Source organism: Acidobacteriota bacterium, assembly GCA_028874215.1.
GTDB lineage: Bacteria > Acidobacteriota > UBA6911 > RPQK01 > JAJDTT01 > JAJDTT01.
Genome location: JAPPLF010000028.1, coordinates 86444 through 104006, shown reverse-complemented (window position 1 = coordinate 104006; position 17563 = coordinate 86444). Strand labels below are relative to the sequence as shown.

At 65.5% G+C, this 17563-nt stretch carries 10 protein-coding genes; 3 read left to right on the top strand and 7 right to left on the bottom strand.

What is annotated here, in order from left to right:
• The first annotated feature begins 13 nt into the window (after window positions 1–13).
• On the top strand, window positions 14–4330 hold the full coding sequence (locus OXT71_05875; GenBank protein ID MDE2925911.1) for a DEAD/DEAH box helicase: 4317 nt from the start codon (window positions 14–16) through the stop codon (window positions 4328–4330).
• Here OXT71_05875 and OXT71_05870 read toward each other — a convergent pair.
• Window positions 4299–5360, bottom strand: coding sequence for a mannose-1-phosphate guanylyltransferase (locus OXT71_05870; protein MDE2925910.1), 1062 nt, complete (start codon window positions 5358–5360; stop codon window positions 4299–4301). The genes OXT71_05875 and OXT71_05870 overlap by 32 nt on opposite strands.
• Before the next feature lie 152 nt (window positions 5361–5512).
• On the opposite strand from OXT71_05870, the gene OXT71_05865 reads away from it, so the two are divergent.
• Window positions 5513–6742, top strand: coding sequence for an FAD-binding oxidoreductase (locus OXT71_05865; GenBank protein MDE2925909.1), 1230 nt, complete (start codon window positions 5513–5515; stop codon window positions 6740–6742).
• A gap of 12 nt (window positions 6743–6754) precedes the next feature.
• On the opposite strand, the gene OXT71_05860 is transcribed toward OXT71_05865, so the two are convergent.
• The 6 genes from OXT71_05860 to OXT71_05835 all read right to left on the bottom strand — a co-directional run bounded on the left by OXT71_05860 (window position 6755) and on the right by OXT71_05835 (window position 14580).
• Entirely contained in the window at window positions 6755–8011 is a 1257-nt protein-coding gene (locus OXT71_05860) for a heterodisulfide reductase-related iron-sulfur binding cluster (GenBank protein ID MDE2925908.1), read from the bottom strand.
• On the bottom strand, window positions 7996–8559 hold the full coding sequence (locus OXT71_05855; GenBank protein ID MDE2925907.1) for a TIGR00730 family Rossman fold protein: 564 nt from the start codon (window positions 8557–8559) through the stop codon (window positions 7996–7998). The genes OXT71_05860 and OXT71_05855 overlap by 16 nt, the downstream gene beginning before the upstream one ends.
• Window positions 8556–9731 (bottom strand): radical SAM family heme chaperone HemW, encoded by a 1176-nt coding sequence (gene hemW / locus OXT71_05850; protein MDE2925906.1) that lies wholly within the window; start codon window positions 9729–9731, stop codon window positions 8556–8558. Before hemW ends, OXT71_05855 begins: the two co-directional genes overlap by 4 nt.
• Window positions 9732–11534: a translation elongation factor 4 gene (lepA, locus tag OXT71_05845; GenBank protein ID MDE2925905.1), complete on the bottom strand. Its 1803-nt coding sequence runs from the start codon at window positions 11532–11534 to the stop codon at window positions 9732–9734.
• Window positions 11535–11803: 269 nt separating this feature from the next.
• Window positions 11804–12565, bottom strand: coding sequence for an SDR family NAD(P)-dependent oxidoreductase (locus OXT71_05840; GenBank protein MDE2925904.1), 762 nt, complete (start codon window positions 12563–12565; stop codon window positions 11804–11806).
• A gap of 119 nt (window positions 12566–12684) precedes the next feature.
• Window positions 12685–14580 (bottom strand): ankyrin repeat domain-containing protein, encoded by a 1896-nt coding sequence (locus tag OXT71_05835; GenBank protein MDE2925903.1) that lies wholly within the window; start codon window positions 14578–14580, stop codon window positions 12685–12687.
• 262 nt (window positions 14581–14842) lie between these two features.
• On the opposite strand from OXT71_05835, the gene OXT71_05830 reads away from it, so the two are divergent.
• A complete protein-coding gene (locus tag OXT71_05830) occupies window positions 14843–17512 on the top strand; it encodes a PD-(D/E)XK nuclease family protein (protein MDE2925902.1) in 2670 nt (889 codons plus the stop codon).
• Window positions 17513–17563 lie beyond the last annotated feature (51 nt).

The following is a 17563-nucleotide window of genomic DNA, read 5'->3' as shown; positions in this document are numbered from 1 at the left end:
CAGGGAACAATACATGGTCCAGTTTCAACCGGTGGTTCAGGAGTGGTTCCGGGACCGTTTCGGAGAACCGACCGAGCCTCAGCGTCTCGGGTGGCCAGCCATTCAGACGGGCGGGAATGTCCTGATCGCGGCCCCGACCGGCTCCGGGAAGACACTGGCCGCCTTTCTTTGCGCCATCGACCGGTTGATCGGGCAGAGTTCCCGCGGGGAGCTGTCCCAGAGCACCCAGATCGTTTACGTCTCGCCTTTGAAGGCCCTGGCCAACGACATCCGAATGAACCTGCTGGAGCCCCTGGAGCAGATTCAGCAATTGGGCGATTCCCGGGGCATGCGGCTCTCCCCCATACAAGCGCGGGTCCGGACGGGAGACACCCTGGCCCGGGAACGCGCCCGAATGACGCGCACCCCTCCGCACATCCTGGTCACGACTCCCGAGTCCCTCTTCATCCTGCTCACCTCCCGCGGAGGACGGGAGATGCTGAAGGAGACCCGGACCGTGATCGTGGACGAGATTCACGCCCTGGCCCGGGACAAGAGGGGCTCCCACCTGAGTCTCACCCTGGAGCGGCTGGAGGACCTCACCGGATCCGCGATTCAGAGAATCGGGCTCTCGGCGACCCAGAAACCGATCCGGGAAATCGCCGGGTTTCTCACCGGACCCGATCGCCGGGCCCGCATCATCGACGTGGGTCACCGCCGGAAGATGGATCTGGCCATCGAGGTCCCCGGCGCCGAGCGGGGAGCGGTCATCTCCCACGAGACCTGGGACGACATCTACAACCGCATCACCGAGCTCATCGAGGAGCATCGCGCCACGCTGGTCTTCGTCAACACCCGGCGGCTGGCCGAACGCCTGGCTCATCAACTGGCCCAGCGGCTCGGCGAATCGGCCGTTCAGGCCCACCACGGGAGCCTCTCCCGCGAGATCCGGCTGGACGTGGAGTCGCGGTTGAAACAGGGCGAACTCAAGGGAGTGGTGGCCACCGCCTCTTTGGAGTTGGGAATCGACGTGGGCTGGGTGGACCTGGTCTGCCAGATCGGCTCGACGCGAAATATCGCCCTCCTGCTCCAGAGGGTGGGCCGATCGGGACACTGGAAGGGCGCCATTCCCAAGGGTCGAATCTTCCCCACAACTCGGGACGAGCTGTTGGAGAGCGCCGCCCTGGTCCGGTCCATCCACGACGGGACCTTGGACCGCATCATCATTCCCCGCTGCCCGCTGGACGTCCTGGCGCAGCAGATGGTGGCCGCCGCGGCTTCCCGGGAATGGGGTGACGAGGAAATGTTCTCCACCTATCGCCGGGCCGCCTCCTACCGGGACTTGAGCCGGCGGGACTTCGACCGGATTCTGGCCATGCTCTCCGAAGGCATCTCCACCCGCCGCAGCCGCCGGGGAGCCTACCTCCACTGGGACCGGATCCGGGGAAGGATCCGGCCGCGAAGAGGCGCCGGCCTCGTGGCCATGACCTCCGGGGGAGCCATTCCCGACAGGGCCGACTTCCTGGTCAAGGAAGAGCCCGAAGACACGGTCGTGGGGACCCTGGACGAAGACTTCGCCGTCGAGAGCAGCCGGGGCGACATCTTCCTCCTGGGCAGCACCTCGTGGAGGATCCAGCGAGTGGAATCGGGCACCGTGCGGGTCCAAAATGCCCAAGGAGCCCCGCCCACCGTCCCCTTCTGGCGGGGAGAGGCGCCCGGCCGGACCTGGGAGCTATCCGAGTCCCTCTCCCGCCTCCGGGAGGAGATCGTCCAATCCAGCGATGTCGAGGCCGAAGTGTGGCTCCGGAAGGACTGCGGCCTCGACCGGTTCGGAGCCGTCCAGGCGATCCAATACGTCCGGGCCGGCGCCGCGGCCCTGACGATGCCGCCGACCCTCGAACAGGTGGTGGCGGAGAGGTTCTTCGACGAATCGGGGGGGATGCAACTGGTGGTGCACGCCCCCTTCGGCACCCGTCTCAACCGGGCCTGGGGATTGGCATTGCGCAAGCGTTTCTGCCGGTCCTTCAACTTCGAGCTTCAGGCGGCCGCCACCGACAACGGCATCCTCATCTCGCTGAGCGATCAGCACAGCTTCCCGTTGGAGACCATCTTCTCCTTCCTGTCCGCGGCATCCGTGAGGGAGATCCTGATTCAGGCCCTGCTGGACACGCCTCTGTTCGGGACCCGGTGGCGCTGGAACGCCTGCCGCGCCCTGGCGGTTCCCCGCTTCGCCGGGGGCCGCAAGGTCCCACCGCCGCTGCAGCGCATGCGATCCGACGACCTGCTGGCATCCGTGTTTCCCGAACAGGCCGCCTGCCAGGAGAATATCCAGGGCGACATCGCCGTTCCCGATCATCCGCTGGTCCAGGAGACCCTTCACGACTGCCTCACCGAGGCCACGGATATCGAGGGCCTGGAAGAGGTCCTGGCGGGAATCGAGCGTGGAAATATTCTTACGACGGCCGTGGATACGAGGGAACCGTCTCCCTTCAGCCACGAGATCCTCAATGCCAACCCCTATGCCTTCCTGGACGACGCGCCCCTGGAGGAACGCCGGGCCCGCGCCGTCCGGACCCGGCGCAAGATCCTGCCCGAGGAGGCCCGGGACCTTTGCGATCTGGACCCCGACGCCATTCGGGAGGTCTGCACCCAGGCCTGGCCGACGATTCGCGACGCCGATGAGCTTCACGACGCCTTTCTGACCCTGGGCCTGATGGCGGAATCGGAAGTCGCGCCCCATGCAGACCTGTTGCAGCAACTCCTGGGAGAGAACCGGGTGCGCCGGGTTCGACTGCCGGCGACATCCGAAGACGCCGGATCTGACCGGGCGGCCGGCTACTTTGCGTCGGCCGAGCGGACGAGGCTGATCCGGCTGGCTTATCCGGGAGCGCTTATCGAGCCGGCGGGCCCGACCGATGCGGCCGAACCGGTCTGGGAGCGCGACCGGGACCTGGATCACCAGGAGGCCTTGACCGAACTGGTCCGCAGCCGGCTCGACGCCTCCGGCCCCCTGACCTGCGGTGAACTCTGCGCACGCCTCCGGATCCCGGAAGCCGGAGCGACGGCGGCTCTCCACGCCTTGGAGTCGGAAGGCCATACCCTCAGAGGACGTTTTCGGCCCGGCGCCGAGGAGACCGAGTGGTGCGAGAGGGGACTCCTGGCCCGCATCCACCGCATGACCCTGGGCCGGCTGCGCCGGCGGATCGCGCCGGTCTCCGCCGCCCAATTCATGCGCTTCCTCTTCCGCTGGCAACACCTCTCCCCCGCCAGCCGGCTGCACGGCGAGGTGGGCCTGTCCCTGATTCTGGAGCAGCTCCAAGGGTACGAGGCGCCGGCGGCATCCTGGGAAATGCACCTGTTCAAGGTCCGCCTTCACGACTACGAGCCTTCGCTCCTGGACCGGGCCTGCCTCTCCGGCCTCTTCACCTGGGGACGGCTCAGCAACGGGTTCTCCCGGGCGGCGCCGGATCGAACCGGCGCCCGGATGAAACCGAGCCGGTTGACGCCCATCTCCTTTTTCCGCCGGGAGGAGATGGACCACTACCTCTCCCTCCGATCCCAAGGCAACGGCGCCGACACTTCGTCCCTCTCTCATCCGGCAAGGGAGATTCTGGCCGACCTGGAGCGTTGGGGAGCGTCGTTCCTGGAAGACCTGGTGCGCGGCACCGGCCGGCTCCCGGTGGAGGTGGAAGAGGGCCTCTGGGAACTGGTGCGCTGCGGACTGGTCACGGCGGACGGGTTCGACAACCTGAGGGCCATCATCGATCCAGCGCGGAGGCGGGGTCCTCACCGCCCCTCCCGGATCCGAAAGCGCAAAGCCAGGGTGAAGCCGGCTGCGGGCCGCTGGACCCTTCTGAGGCGCCGCCGCGACCGGGAAATCGAATCCGCCGGCTCGACCCCGAACCTGGAGCCTGTGGCCCGTCAACTGCTCAAACGCTGGGGCATCGTCTTTCGCGATCTCCTGGCGCGGGAACCGTGCGCTCCTTCCTGGAGAGACCTGCTTCAGGTGTACCGCCGCCTGGAGGCCAGAGGAGAGATTCGCGGAGGACGGTTCATAGCCGGGTTTTACGGCGACCAGTTCTCGCTGCCGGAAGCCCTGGAAGCGCTCCGGGCCTGCCGGCGCCTGGACCCGGACGGCGAAGTGATCCGCGTGGCCACGGCGGACCCCTTGAACCTAGCGGGAATCATCCTTCCCGGAAACCGCGTTCGGCCCACTCCCGGCGGCTTCCTCTTTTATCGCGACGGGCTCCCGGTGGGGGATCGGGAGAATCCGCCGCCGGGATTGCCGCCCGGGACCGCTCCCCGCTTCGGCCGAAAGCCTACCTTTGCAGGTTCGCCACCACCGACTTGATCTCTTCCAGCCGATTCCTGGGGACGATCAGGGTCCGATCCCCGGCCCGGACCGCCACCAGCCCCTCGACACCCACCACGACCACCGTCTCCGACGGGTCGTCGCAATAGATCAAATTGTTTCGGGCGCCCAGGGTTCGGACCCGGCCCCGGCAGGCGTTTCCGTCCGGGTCCTCATCCAGGAAGGGCAGCAGGGCCAGCCAACCTCCCAGATCGGTCCAGGAGAAGGACGAGGCCACGCACCGCACGTCCCGGGCCTTTTCCATCACCGCGAAGTCGATGGAGATCGATTCCAGGGGATCGAGGCCGGCTACGAGTGCCCGGGGCCAGGATTCGGTCCCGAAGCTCTCTACGGCGGCGGTGAGGCGCCGGACGTGACGCGGCAGGTTCGTTTCCAACTCCCGGAGGATGGCCTGAGCGGACCAGACGAACATCCCGGAATTCCAGAAGTAGTTCCCCGAGGACACGTACTTCCGCGCCACCTCCAGATTCGGCTTTTCCCGGAAGCTGGCGACTCGGAAATGCCGGACGCCGGGGTCAAGGTCGAGCCGTTCGCCCGTTTCCAGGTAGCCGTAGGCAGTGGCCGGGGAAGTGGGACGGATCCCGAAGGTGTACAGCGCCCCGCTGGAGGCCGCGCCCCGGGCAGCCGAGACCAGGCTCTTGCGGAATTCGTCCACCGGCTCGATCAGGTGGTCGGCGGTCACCGTGGCGATGACGCAGTCTCCGAATCTCTTTCGCGCCAGGGTGGCCGCCAGGCAGACGGCGGCGGCGGTGTCCCGGCGCAGCGGCTCTCCCACCACGTTGTGAGCCGGGACCTGGGGAAGCTGCTCCCGAACCAGGGGAACGAATGCCTGGTTGGTGAGGACCAAAATGCGTTCCCGGTCGATGAGCCCGTCCAACCGGAGAAAACTCTTCTGGAGCAGGCTCTCCTCGTCGACCAGGCGGAGAAACTGCTTGGGCCGCTCGGCGGTGCTGAGAGGCCAGAAACGGGTACCGGCGCCTCCGGCCATGATGACTCCCACCAGGTCCATCCTTCTCCTCCGTTCTACGCGGCGGCGGAAACCAGGAAATTCTCGCCACCGCAGTTTGCGAGCCTCTGTCGCCGGGACAAGACGGAAAGTGTAGTAGAGTTCGGGGCGATTATGAATAGCACGAAAGGCCCCGGAACGGAGCGGGAACCGGCATGATATCTCCGTCTCAGGCCTGCCGTTGGCTGAATCTGGAGGGAGGCGTCCCGCCGGTCCACGAACCCCCTGACCCGGAGTCGTGCCGGGACTGGATCCGGGAGCGGGATCGAGCGGGAGATGCGGTCCTCATCCTGGGAGGCGGCGGCCAGTGGTTCCTGGGAAACGACCCGGAGCGGGCGACCCACATCCTTTCCGTCCGCCGGTGGGACCGGATTCTGGACCACAGTCCCGGCGACCTGACGGTCACGGTGGAGGCGGGCTGTCCTTTGAAACGGCTTCAGGAAACATTGTCCGAGGCCGCACAGTTCCTGCCCTTCCGTCCCCCCAACTACCTGCACGCCACCGTCGGCGGCGCCGTGGCCACAGCCCTGGCCGGGCGTTACGGCCCGGCCTTGGGCGGGATGCGGGAGTTCCTCATCGGCATCGAGATCCTGCACGCCGACGGCCGGCTCAGCCACGCCGGCGGGCGCGTGGTCAAGAACGTGGCCGGGTATGACCTGTGCAAGCTCTACGCCGGATCCATGGGGACCCTGGGAATCATCACTCACGCCACGTTCAAGGTGCGTCCCCTCCCCCCCGCATCCCGGACCGGGATATTGGAATTCGACCGTCTGAGCGAGCTGCTGGAGACGGCCCTTTCCTTGCGCAACGAGGTCGCGCCGGCGGCGCTGGAGTTGTTCCGTTCCGGCGCGGGATTCCGGCAGCCGGGGGCTTCATCGGAACGCTATGGTCTGGCCGTCGAGCTTCGAGATCCGGAGGGTCCGATCCAGTGGAAGAGCCGTGTGCTCGGGGAACGATGTCCCGGAATTCGATTCCTGGACGGGGCCGAGGCGGACTCTTTCTGGATGGTCCGGGACCGGGAGTTGTGTCTGGCCCTGGAGCCGGACAACGGGAGGGTCGTGGTCCGAATCAGCGCTCCCGCCGGGTTGCTGGAAAAGGTCCACCGGTGGCTGGATCAGGCACTGCCCGGTCATGGGCTCTCGGGACATGCGGCCGGCAGCACGCTCCTGGTTCTGGCGAACGGAATCGATTTTCTTCGGGACCTCCGGTCCCGTTGGAAGGGCCAGCCCGTCTACACCACCCTTTTCAAGGCGGACGCGCCCTTGAAGCGGAGCCTGGACGTCTGGGGACCCACGACCCAGCCCCTGCCGCTGATGAAGCGGATCAAGGATCGGTTCGACCCCGGGCGGACACTGAATCCGGGTCGTTTCTGGGGCCGGATCTAGCCCGACAACGGATTACGAGGGCACTGTCCGGACGGACTCGTAGAGCAATTCCACGGGGTGCTGGACCGGGATCGAGGCTCCCGAATTCTCCAGGCCGAACCGGATCTGCATGAGGCACCCCGGATTGGCCGTGGTCACCCGCTGGGGATCGACGCTCAGGATCTCGTCGAGCTTCCGATCCAGCAACTGGCCGGCGATCTCCGGCTGCAGCAGGTTGTAGATTCCGGCGCTTCCGCAGCAGCGTTCGCCGTTGGGAACCTCCAGGAGGGTCAATTCGGGGATCTGCGACATGAGGGCGCGGGGCTGGGAATAAATCCCCTGTCCGTGCAGCAGATGACAAGGATCGTCATAGGCGACCCTCAGCGGAAGCGGACCCAGTTCCCAGCCCGGATTCAGCTCCACCAGGAACTCGCAGACGTCCTTGACCTTGTGCGAGAACCGGGCCATCTCGCCGGTGCTCTCCGGAAGATGGGACCACTCCTTCATGGCGGCGCCGCAGCCGGCCGAGTTGACCACGACGGCGTCCAGATCGCACCAGGGGAAGGCCTGGAGGTTGATTCGGGCCTGCCGCACGGCCCCCTCCTGGTCCCCGGCGTGGGAGTGAAGCGCGCCGCAGCAGCGTTGACCGGGTGGGACCACGACCTCGCATCCGGCTCTCCGAAGCAGTTGAATGCTGGCCTGGTGGACCTGGGGAAAGAGGATGGGCATGACGCACCCGGACAGGAATCCGACGCGAGCCCGTCTCGGCCCCTTCGCCGGATAAAACGCTTCCAGGCGGTCCGGCGGCGGGACCGTGGGCAGCTTATTCTCCATCTCCACCAGCTTGGGAGCGGCGCGGGAGAGGATGCGGCTGGACCGTACCCAGCGTTGGAGTGTCGCCTGGTGCAGCCGCGCCAGCCGGCCGCCGAGACGCAGCAGTCCGGGAGAAGGCAGGACCCGGCGAAAGGCGAAACGCTGGATCCACGATGGGGGACGGTCCTCATAGATCTTTCCCCGGGTCTGATTCAGCATCAGCTCGTAGCGGACGCCCGAGGGACAGGCGGTTTCACAGGCCCGGCATCCCAGACAGCGGTCCAGGTGCGTCATGACCGTGTCGTCCAACGGCAGGCGTCCCTCCCGGACCAGGTCCATCAGGTAGATGCGCCCGCGCGGCGAGTCGTTCTCGTCACCCAGGACCTGGTAGGTCGGGCATTGGGGAAGGCAGAAACCGCAGTGGACGCAATCCAGGTTGACCTCGAATGGGTCCTTGACGGTCACTTTGCCCGGCATGTCTCTCCTCGCGCCGATTCCAGCTCCGAGAGCAGCTCGTCCACGCCGGCTCCGACCCGGCAGAGGGATCGGTACCTGGGCCGGACGAAACCCTCCTGGACGGCCCGGTCGAACATCCCCACCAGGGGGTCGAAATATCCACCGGCATTGAGCAGGCCCACCGGCTTGCGGTGAATTCCGAGCTGAGCCCAGGTGATCATCTCCAGTAGTTCCTCGAAGGTTCCGTATCCTCCCGGAAGGGCAACGAAGGCGTCGGACAACTCCGCCATCAACGCCTTCCGTTCGTGCATGGTGCCGACGACGTGCATGCGGGTCAGTCCCTGATGAGCCACCTCCCGGGTTGCCATGGAACGTGGAATCACGCCGATGGCCTGTCCTCCCGCCTCCAGGATCGAATCGGCGACCACGCCCATCAGCCCGGTCGCTCCACCGCCGTAGACCAGGTCGTACCCCCTGCCGGCCAGGCGGCGTCCCAACCGTCCGGCGACCTCGACATAGAGGGGACGGATTCCCGTCTTGGAGCCGCAGAAGACACAGACCCGGCTCACTCGGCCGCCCTCCCGTCCGGCACGGCCAGAAACTCGGAGGCGATGGCGCCGGAAAGAAGCAGACCCCGGCGGGTCAGACTTACCCGGTCGTCCCGCCGGGAGACAAGCCCGTTTTCGGAAAGGAATCTCAACGGTTCCCGGTAGAGCCGCCCCACGTCACGGCCGTAGCGCCGGGTCAGTTCCGAAAGAGAGACGCCGTTTGGCCGCTCCAGGCCCACGAGCATGTCCTCACCCAGAGCGCGAAGGCCGGAAAGATGTTCCTCGGAGGCCCGGGGCACGGCCCCTGCCCGGACTCCCCGGATATAGGACTCCAGGCGGGAGGTATTGGTCCAGCGGGTCCCCTGGATGAAAGAGGAAGCACACGCACCCAGACCCAGATAGGCCATGCCGTTCCAGTAGATTTCCCCCTGCCTCCATTCCCGGCCGGCCCGGGCGAATCCGGAGAGGTGGTAGTGGCCGTGTCCCGCCTCCGCGATCCGATCCAGCGCGGATTCATACATGCGCGCGACCGTCTCCTCATCCGGCTCCGGGAGCCGGTCGTCATCTATGGATCGGGCCGGCCCGGTGTCCCCCGCGGCGACGAGATTGTAGAGGGACAAGTGCTCGGGCTCCATGGCCAGGGCCTGTTCCAGATCCCCCATCCATTCTCCGAGGGTCTGGCCCGGCAGGCCGTAGAGGAGATCCAGATTGAGGTTGTCGAATCCGGCGGTCCGGGCCCACTTACAGCACGACCGGATGTCCCGGGCTTTGTGGCGGTACCCCAACAGGAGGAGATGGCGGTCCCGGAACGATTGAGCGCCCAGGCTCAGGCGATTGATGCCCAGCCGCCGCAGCGTCCTCAGGCGGTCCAACGTGAGAGTGTCGGGGGTGCATTCCAGACTCCACTCGGCGTCGCCGGCCACCCGGAAAGCTCCCCGCACCGCATCGACGAGAGAGGCAACGTCCACGGGGGCGAGTTCCGAAGAGATTCCTCCCCCGAATGAAACGGCCGGAACCGGATATCCAGCCCAAGGGCTCGTCCGGATCTCTTCCCTGAGAGCCTCCAGGTAGCGGCGTCGCGTCGCCTCCGGTTGGGGTCCCGAGTTGAAGTCGCAGTACGGACACTCGCGCCGGCAAAAAGGGATGTGAAGATAGATTCCCAACCCATTCGCCGGATCTCCTCGTCGCAACATTTATTCGTTTCCCACCCGCAGCACGCTGAGAAACGCTTCCTGGGGAATATCGACCCGGCCGATGGACTTCATTCTCCGTTTGCCACTCTTCTGGATCTCCAGCAATTTCCGCTTCCGGGTCACGTCCCCTCCGTAGCACTTGGCCAGGACGTTCTTCCGCAAGGCGCGAACGCTCTCGGCGGCAATGATCCGGGACCCCAGCGCCGCCTGGATCCGGATCTCGAAGAGTTGTTGGGGAAGCACGTCCTTGAGCCGCCCGACCAACGCCTTCCCGCGCGTGTAGGCCCTTTTCCGATGAGTGATGAAGCTCAGGGCGTCGACCCCCTGCCCATTGATCCGGATGTCCAGTTTGGACAAGTCCCCGACTCGATATCCCATGGGCTCGTAGTCGAACGAGGCATAGCCCCGGGTCCGGCTCTTCAGGGTGTCGAAGAAGTCCATGAGAATTTCGGCCAACGGAAGCTCAAAGGTGAGCACCACACGCGTCGGACCGCTGGAGTCCAGGTTCCGGAAAACGCCACGCCGGTCTTTGCACAGGTCCATGCAGACGCTCATGTACTTGTTGGGCGTGATAACGGTGGCCAGAACGTAGGGCTCCTCCACCACGTCGATCTCCCCCAGGGAGGGCCAGCGGGTCGGATTGTCGATCTCCAGGACCGAGCCGTCTTTGCAGGTCATTCGGTAGACCACCGACGGGCAGGTGGCCACCAGCTCCAGGTTGAACTCCCGCTCCAGCCGCTCCTGGATGATCTCGCTGTGGAGCAGGCCCAGGAACCCGCAGCGGAAACCGAAGCCCAGCGCCGCCGAGCTCTCGGGCTCGAAGGAGAGCGACGCGTCGTTGAGCTGAAGCCGGTTCAGGGACTCCCGAAGATCCGAGTATCGATCGCTGTTGACCGGGTAGAGGCCGCAAAAAACCATGGGGCGGCTCCGGCGGTAACCGGGCAGGGGCACGGACGCCGGGTTTGGAGCCTCGGTAATGGTCTCTCCCACCCGGCAGTCCCCGATGGCCTTGATGCCTGCGTGTACGTATCCGACCTGGCCGGCCTGGAGGATTCCGGTTTCTTTCCGTTCCGGAGCGAAGACGCCGACTCCCGCCACCTCCGCTTCCCGGCCCGAAGCCATCATGCGAATCCGCATTCCCCGCTTCAGCACGCCGTTGACGACCCGAACATAGGCGATGATTCCCAGATAGGTGTCGAAGTGACTGTCGAAGATGAGCGCCTGCAGGGGCGCCTCCGGGTCTCCCGGAGGCGGCGGAATATTTTGGACCACGCCCTCCAGGACATCGTCGATGCCCCGCCCTTCCTTGGCGCTGGCCAACACGCACTCCGAGATGTCGACGGCCAGCGTTTCGTCAATCTCCTCCATGACCCGGTCCGGGTCCGCCGCCGGGAGATCGATCTTGTTGATGACCGGCAGGATCGCCAAGTCGTGATTCATGGCCAGGCTCACGTTGGCCAGAGTCTGCGCCTCGACCCCCTGAGCGGCGTCCACCACCAGGATGGCACCCTCGCAGGCCGCCAGACTGCGCGACACCTCGTACGAGAAGTCCACGTGACCGGGAGTGTCGATGAGGTTCAACTCGTAATCGAGGCCGTCCGCGGCCTGGTAGTTCAACCGTACGGCGGCCATCTTGATGGTGATTCCCCGCTCCCGTTCCAGCTCCATCTGATCCAGTACCTGTTCCCTCATCTGCCGGGCGTCCACGGTGTCGGTCATCTCCAGCAGCCGGTCGGCCAGAGTCGACTTCCCGTGGTCGATGTGGGCGATGATGCAGAAGTTTCGGATTCGGGACTGGTCCATGGGATTGCTCTTCGTACGTCTCCGGGAGCGGACCGGGCCGCTCGCCGTCACGGGTCGCTATTGTAACAGCCCCCGACCTACGCCCTGCCCAGGCCGATGGCCAGCCGCATCAAACCATGACCAGGTCGGGAAATCTCCTGACAGACAGAGGAGAAAAGGATAGCTCCCCCACGGGAGCGGTTTCCTAACCGCCGATTCTCGAGCTGCCGGGAAACACTAGCAGAAGCGGGCGATTAGGAAATCGCCTCCCTTCCTCATTCCTCGGTTCCTCAGAAGGTCTTGCAGAGCACTCCGCCGTCGACGACCAGGACCGCTCCGGTGATGTAGCTTCCCGCCTCGCTGGCCAGCAGCAGCGCCGGTCCCACCAGCTCCTCAGGCTCGGCCCACCGGCCGAGCGCAGTGCGGTCGGAAAAGACCTGTTTCTCCGCGGGACTGAGCAGGCCACCCGGCATTTCGGTGAGAAAGGGGCCCGGCGCCAGGCAGTTGACGGTCACGTTGTACTCCCCCAGGTCCTGGGCACTGGCGCGGCAAAGCCCCAGCAGGGCGGCCTTCGTGGCCGAATAGGAGTTGCGTTTCTCTTTGGAGCCCAAACCCATGATGGAGGAGATGTGGATGATCCGGCCCCATCGCCGGGTCTTCATCTGGGGGGCCAGCGCCCGGGTGAGCGCCATGCAGGAGGTGAGATTCAACTCCACGGTGCGATCCCAGATCTCGTCGCTGATCTCGTCGATGGATTCGGGCGTATTGCAGCCCGCATTGTTGATCAGGATGTCCACCTTTCCCATGACCTCCAGTGAAGTCTCCGCCAGCGAGCGAACCTGTTCCCGGGAGGTCATGTCGGCCACGTGATAGTGAATGGTCGCATCCGGAACCCCGGCGGCCGTATTCCGCAGACCTTCTTCACCGCGGCTGCTGATCATCACCTCGGCCCCGGCCCGCGCCAACCCGTGGGCCATGGCTCTACCCAACCCCTGGCTGCCGCCGGTGATCAACGCGGTCCTGCCGCTCAGATCGAAGATGGTTCCCTTCATGTGTTCGCTCCCTTCAGTTGCAGCACCGAACCCGCGCGCCGGTGGTACCAGAGTGTACGGGGAAAGTCAAAGCACCCGTCAGAGTGATGCCAAGACCACAAGTACGCGAAATTTCCGATTCATTCTTCCGGTTCGGCGGGTACAGGGGCGGTTTCTTCGGCGCTTGGAGGGTACATGAGCACAGCCGCGACGGATTCGTTGAATTTCTTCGCCAGGGCCAACGGAGTCATTCCTGCTTCGCCCTTGGCGTTGAGCGTGGCTCCGGACAGCAACAACACTTCCGTGACTTCCGGATTCGAGTTGTTCCTGGCCGCATAGTGCAGTGGTGTATTCCCCTTGCGGCTCTTGGCATCGGGGTCCGCCCCGGCCGACAACAAGCTTTTCGCCACTTCCGCGTTGGAATTGTTCCACGCCGCATAGTGAAGTGGTGTATCGCCTCTTCGATTCCTGACGTTCGGGCCGGCGTCGGCCGCCAGCAACGCTTCCAGGACTTCCGGATTCGGATTCTGTGCCGCCGCGTAATGCAAAGGGGTATTGCCGTCCCGGTTCCTGACCCCGGTAACGGCCCCACCCTCAAGCAATGCATTCAATACCTCCGGGTTCGGGTTGTTCCCGGCCGCGCGGTGAAGCGACGTCTCGGAGTTCCAGTTCTGGTTGTTGGGATCCGCGCCGTTTGCGATCAACGCTTTCGCGACACCCGGGTTCTCATTCATTTCCGCCGCGTAGTCCAGCAGGCCGTTTCCGCGCCGGTCTCTGAGATTGGAATTGATGCCCAACGCCAGGAACACCTTGATCACTTCGGGATTCCGGCTGAACATGGCCGCGCTGAGAATCGGCGTATAGCCCGACCCGTTTCTCGCACCGACCTTCGCGCCGGCCTGGATCAGAACCTTGACCACCTCCGGATTGCCGTTGTCTGCCGCCGCATGGTGCAACGGAGTGTCACCGGCATGGTTCGTGGCATTGATCTTGGCGCCGCGCGCCAGCAACAGGCCCACGATCAAGGGATCCCGATTGTAGCGGGCTGCGTAGTGCAGCGGAGTATCGGACACGTCGTCCCGCTTTTTGGCGTCAGCTCCGGCCGACAACAACGTCTGCACCATCTCGCGGCTTCCGTTGTCGCCGATGGCCCAGTGCAGCGGCGTGGTCCCATAGTCGTCCTTGGGGTCGAGCTTGACTCGGGACTTCAGCAACACTTTGAGCACCGGCAACTTGTCCGGGTGGCTGACGGCCAGGTGCAGGGGGGTCACCCCCTCGTCGTCCTTGGCGTTTCGATTGGCTTTGGCGGCAACCAGGGCGCGTGCCACCTCGGGGTTCTCGTTGCTCCCGACCGCCAGGTGCAAGGGGGTCGCGCCGTCCTCGTCCTTGGCGTTGCGATTGGCTCCGGCTCCGATCAACGCCTGGATCACCTGGGGATTGGGATTGTTCCAGGCCGCGTTGTGAAGCGGCGTATAGCCATTTCGGTCCTTCGTGTTGACCTTGGCGCCGCCGGCGATGATGGCTCGGACCACGCCGGCGTTCCGGTTGCTCCAGGCGGCATGGTGCAACGGGGTCTCGCCACTCCCATCCTGGACCCTTGGATCGGCCCCCGCTGCCACCAGAACTCGGATCAGGCCGGGGTCGCTCCCCGTTTTGGCCTCGATCCACAGACGCTTGGCCGCCACCCTCGTCAGGAGCGCCAACGCCTGCTTACGGGATCGGCCGCCGACTCCCGTGGCCAGGTAGCGCTGCAGGGCCTCCATGGCCTCGCCGGCCGCACCGCAGAGGTTCAGAATACGCCCATACTTGAGATAGAACTGAGGAGGCAACCGGGCGCCCTGTTGCCGGTGCAGGGCCAGCGCCTCGCTCATGGATTTCCGGGCGGCTTGAGCCTGCCCTTGGCCGAGTTGTTCGTCCGCCTCGGCGAGGAACCGGTCGGCCAGGACCTGGGGCGAGTCCTGCGCGAACGAGACTCCGGCGAACGCCGGCATCAATGTGGACGCCAGCAACAACAGCGTACGGAATTCCCGCTTCATGCTTCCGGTTTGAGTTCAGTCCCGGACATCGTCTCGGGCCGGCCTTGGGACACGCGTCCCGCCGACAACCATTTGACGGCGATTCTAGCAGTCCCGTTCAAGAATCAGGAAAGAGTACTGAGACGAGAGTAGTTTACGCGTCGCGGGACTTGGATTCACGTAGAATCGGACCACGGGTTGTCGGCCCGTTTCACGCTTCTTGCGGGAAAGGCAGACGGAAACGTTGGACCGGGAATCGAAAAACACATTCCGCAAGACGCGGGTGATTCACAGTCGTTACGGATGGCGAAGCCATCGGACCGAGGCTGCTCTGGCGGGCGAACAGGGTCTGGGCCTCCTGACCATGGAGCAGCTTGCCGCCCGTTTGGCCGGGGGCTTCCTTCGGCCCATCGATCCGGATGCTCTCAAGGCCGCGGTCGCTGAATCCGTCTCCGAACCGCTGGGTGAGCTGGACAGCATCAAGACTCTGCCTGGTTTTCAACGTGCCGCCGCGGCGAGTCTGTCCAAGGCCTGGCGCGCAGGTCTGAAACTGGACGAGGAAGCTGCGGCAGCGACCAGCGAAACGGCCGGAACCCGCCTCGACTCGCTGGCTCGACTCGAGCGCGAAGTGCTCTCCAGGCTGCCCGCCAATCAACTCCGGCCCCGTGACCTGGCGGCCGCCGCGGCGCGGCGCGCCGTTCATGCGCGTTCAATTTTCGGACGAATCGAGATTCACGGCCGCACGGAGATGTCTCCGGTGTGGCGCCGTCTTCTGTCGCTCATGGGCCGGGAAACCGATGTGGTCTGGGTTGCGGAAGCGAGAGAGACCCCGGATTGGCTCCACGACTCGGGGATCGAAGTCGAGACTGCTCCGCAGGCGAGCCCCACGGTCCGGGCTCTCTCCTGTGCCAGCCCACGCCACGAGGTGCTGGAAACTCTGCGCTGGGCCCGGAAACACCTTGCCCGGGGCGTGTTGCCCCAGCAGATCGCCATCATCGCGACTTCGCCGGAGAACTGGGACGACCATCTGCTGGCACTGGGGGAAGCATGCAATCTGCCCCTCCACTTCATTCACGGCCGCACCGTGCTTTCGACGGCCGAAGGGCAGCTTGCCGCAGCCCTCGCGGAGATCCTGCTGCGCGGATTCTCACGCGCCCGGGTCGTCCGTCTGGCAGCGCTCCTCCGGACTCAAAACCAACGATTCAATACCCTGCCCGGTAATTGGTGGCAGGCCTTGCCCGACGGAGCCCCATTGCTGGACGCTGCACGCTGGCGCCGGGCGATCGCCCATATGGGCGGCCCCGACTCTCCCGCCGGCGACTGCCGGCCGCTACTGGAGGAGATCATTGGAACCCTGGCCCGGGGCCGGAAGGAAGCGGAGGCCATCGGCGAACGGCTGCTGGCCGGGAGAGCGCTCCGGATCTGGCGCAAGGCGTTGCTGGAAGGACCGGCCGCAGCACTCGACATCACCCTGACCGGACTGCGCGTCGACGACGGACTCGAGCCGGGCGCCTCCATGATCTGGGGGCCGGCATCCGCCATCGCCGCGGCTCCTCGGCCTTTCTGCCGGCTCCTGGGCCTGACCTCCCGTTCCTGGCCGCGCCGCGCGAGCGAAGATTCTCTCCTGCCGAATCACGTCATCCCGGCGGATCGTCTCGATCCCCTGCCCGTTCACGAAGCGGACCGGCGCGATTTCGAGACCATCTGGAGAACGGCGGGGGCTGAAGTCGTCTGTTCCCGGGCCCGGCGCGACAGCGAAGGGCGGCTCAACGGCATTTCTCCACTCTACCCTCATCATCTCGGCGAAACCCATCTGGCCCAGAGCCGGGAGCCGGAGCATGCCGCCAGCGCCAGCGACCGCTTGATGGCCCGGCCCGCCGAATTCCGCCGTCTCCCGAACGCGATTTCGGCGCGCGAGACTTGGCGCGATTGGCATCGACACCGATTGACCGCTCACGACGGGCTGGTCAGGAGCGGTCATCCCCTGCTGGTTCGCGCCCTCGACCGATGCCAATCCGCCAGTTCTCTGGTCAAGCTGCTGCGAGATCCCCTGGGATACCTCTGGACCTACGGATTCGGATGGAGGGCTCCCGAAGAAACGGACGAGCCGCTGACTCTCGATGCGCTGGCCTTCGGCAGCCTGCTGCACGACATTCTGCAGGAAACGGTCGCTCTCCTGGAGGAGGCTCGGGCCGGCGGTTTCGCCGCCGCTTCCGCTGAAAAAATTGAACAGGTCGCTGAACGGGCGGCAGATCACGTGAGGGCCCGGTGGGACGACTCGCGGCCGGTGCCGCCCCCCGTCGTGTGGGTCCGCAAGTGCAAGGAGGCGGAAGCGATGGCCCGGGACGCGTTGACGGTGGACGAAGAGCCTTTGCCCGGGCAGCGGAGCTGGGTCGAGGTCCCGTTCGGCGGTGGCCCCCGATTGGAGGACCTCGACGAAGAGGTCCGCTCCCGCATGCCGTGGGATCCCGGTTCCGACGTGCAAATCCCTCGCACGAAAATCCGCATCAGCGGATTCATCGACCGCCTCGATCTTACCGGGGATCGAAACCGGGCCCGGGTCACCGACTACAAGTCGGGAAAGCCGAGCCGCCGGCCGCCCCAGATCAGGGGTGGCTCGGAGCTTCAGCGGTGCCTCTACGCGTTTGCGGTCGGGAGGCTGATCTCCCCCACGCCCCAAGTGGACACGCGCCTCCTCTATCCGAGAGCCGGTGGATCCCTTTGTCCCCTGGATGACCCCGGCGAGACTCTGGAAAGACTGGCGGACTACCTGGTAGCGGCGTCGGTATCGTTCGCCCAGGGGAACGCGGTTCCCGGTCCGGACGCAAGAGAGACGTGGTACGGCTTGGCCTTTGCACTGCCGGGCGGCTCCAGGGAAAGCTATCTGGAGGTCAAGCGACCAATGGCCGACCGGGCTCTCGCCGGCATCGCCCCCCTTTGGGAGGAGCCATGACCGGTTGCACGTCTCCAACAGGTGTCAAGTGGAACACCCCCGGATTTCGAC

Bases quoted from the DNA above. Each gene is read 5' to 3' on its own strand.
- OXT71_05875 (MDE2925911.1), top strand. From the start codon at position 14: ATGGTCCAGTTTCAACCGGTGGTTCAGGAGTGGTTCCGGGACCGTTTC.
- OXT71_05870 (MDE2925910.1), bottom strand. From the start codon at position 5,360: ATGGACCTGGTGGGAGTCATCATGGCCGGAGGCGCCGGTACCCGTTTC.
- OXT71_05865 (MDE2925909.1), top strand. From the start codon at position 5,513: ATGATATCTCCGTCTCAGGCCTGCCGTTGGCTGAATCTGGAGGGAGGC.
- OXT71_05860 (MDE2925908.1), bottom strand. From the start codon at position 8,011: ATGCCGGGCAAAGTGACCGTCAAGGACCCATTCGAGGTCAACCTGGAT.
- hemW (MDE2925906.1), bottom strand. From the start codon at position 9,731: ATGTTGCGACGAGGAGATCCGGCGAATGGGTTGGGAATCTATCTTCAC.
- lepA (MDE2925905.1), bottom strand. From the start codon at position 11,534: ATGGACCAGTCCCGAATCCGAAACTTCTGCATCATCGCCCACATCGAC.
- OXT71_05840 (MDE2925904.1), bottom strand. From the start codon at position 12,565: ATGAAGGGAACCATCTTCGATCTGAGCGGCAGGACCGCGTTGATCACC.
- OXT71_05835 (MDE2925903.1), bottom strand. From the start codon at position 14,580: ATGAAGCGGGAATTCCGTACGCTGTTGTTGCTGGCGTCCACATTGATG.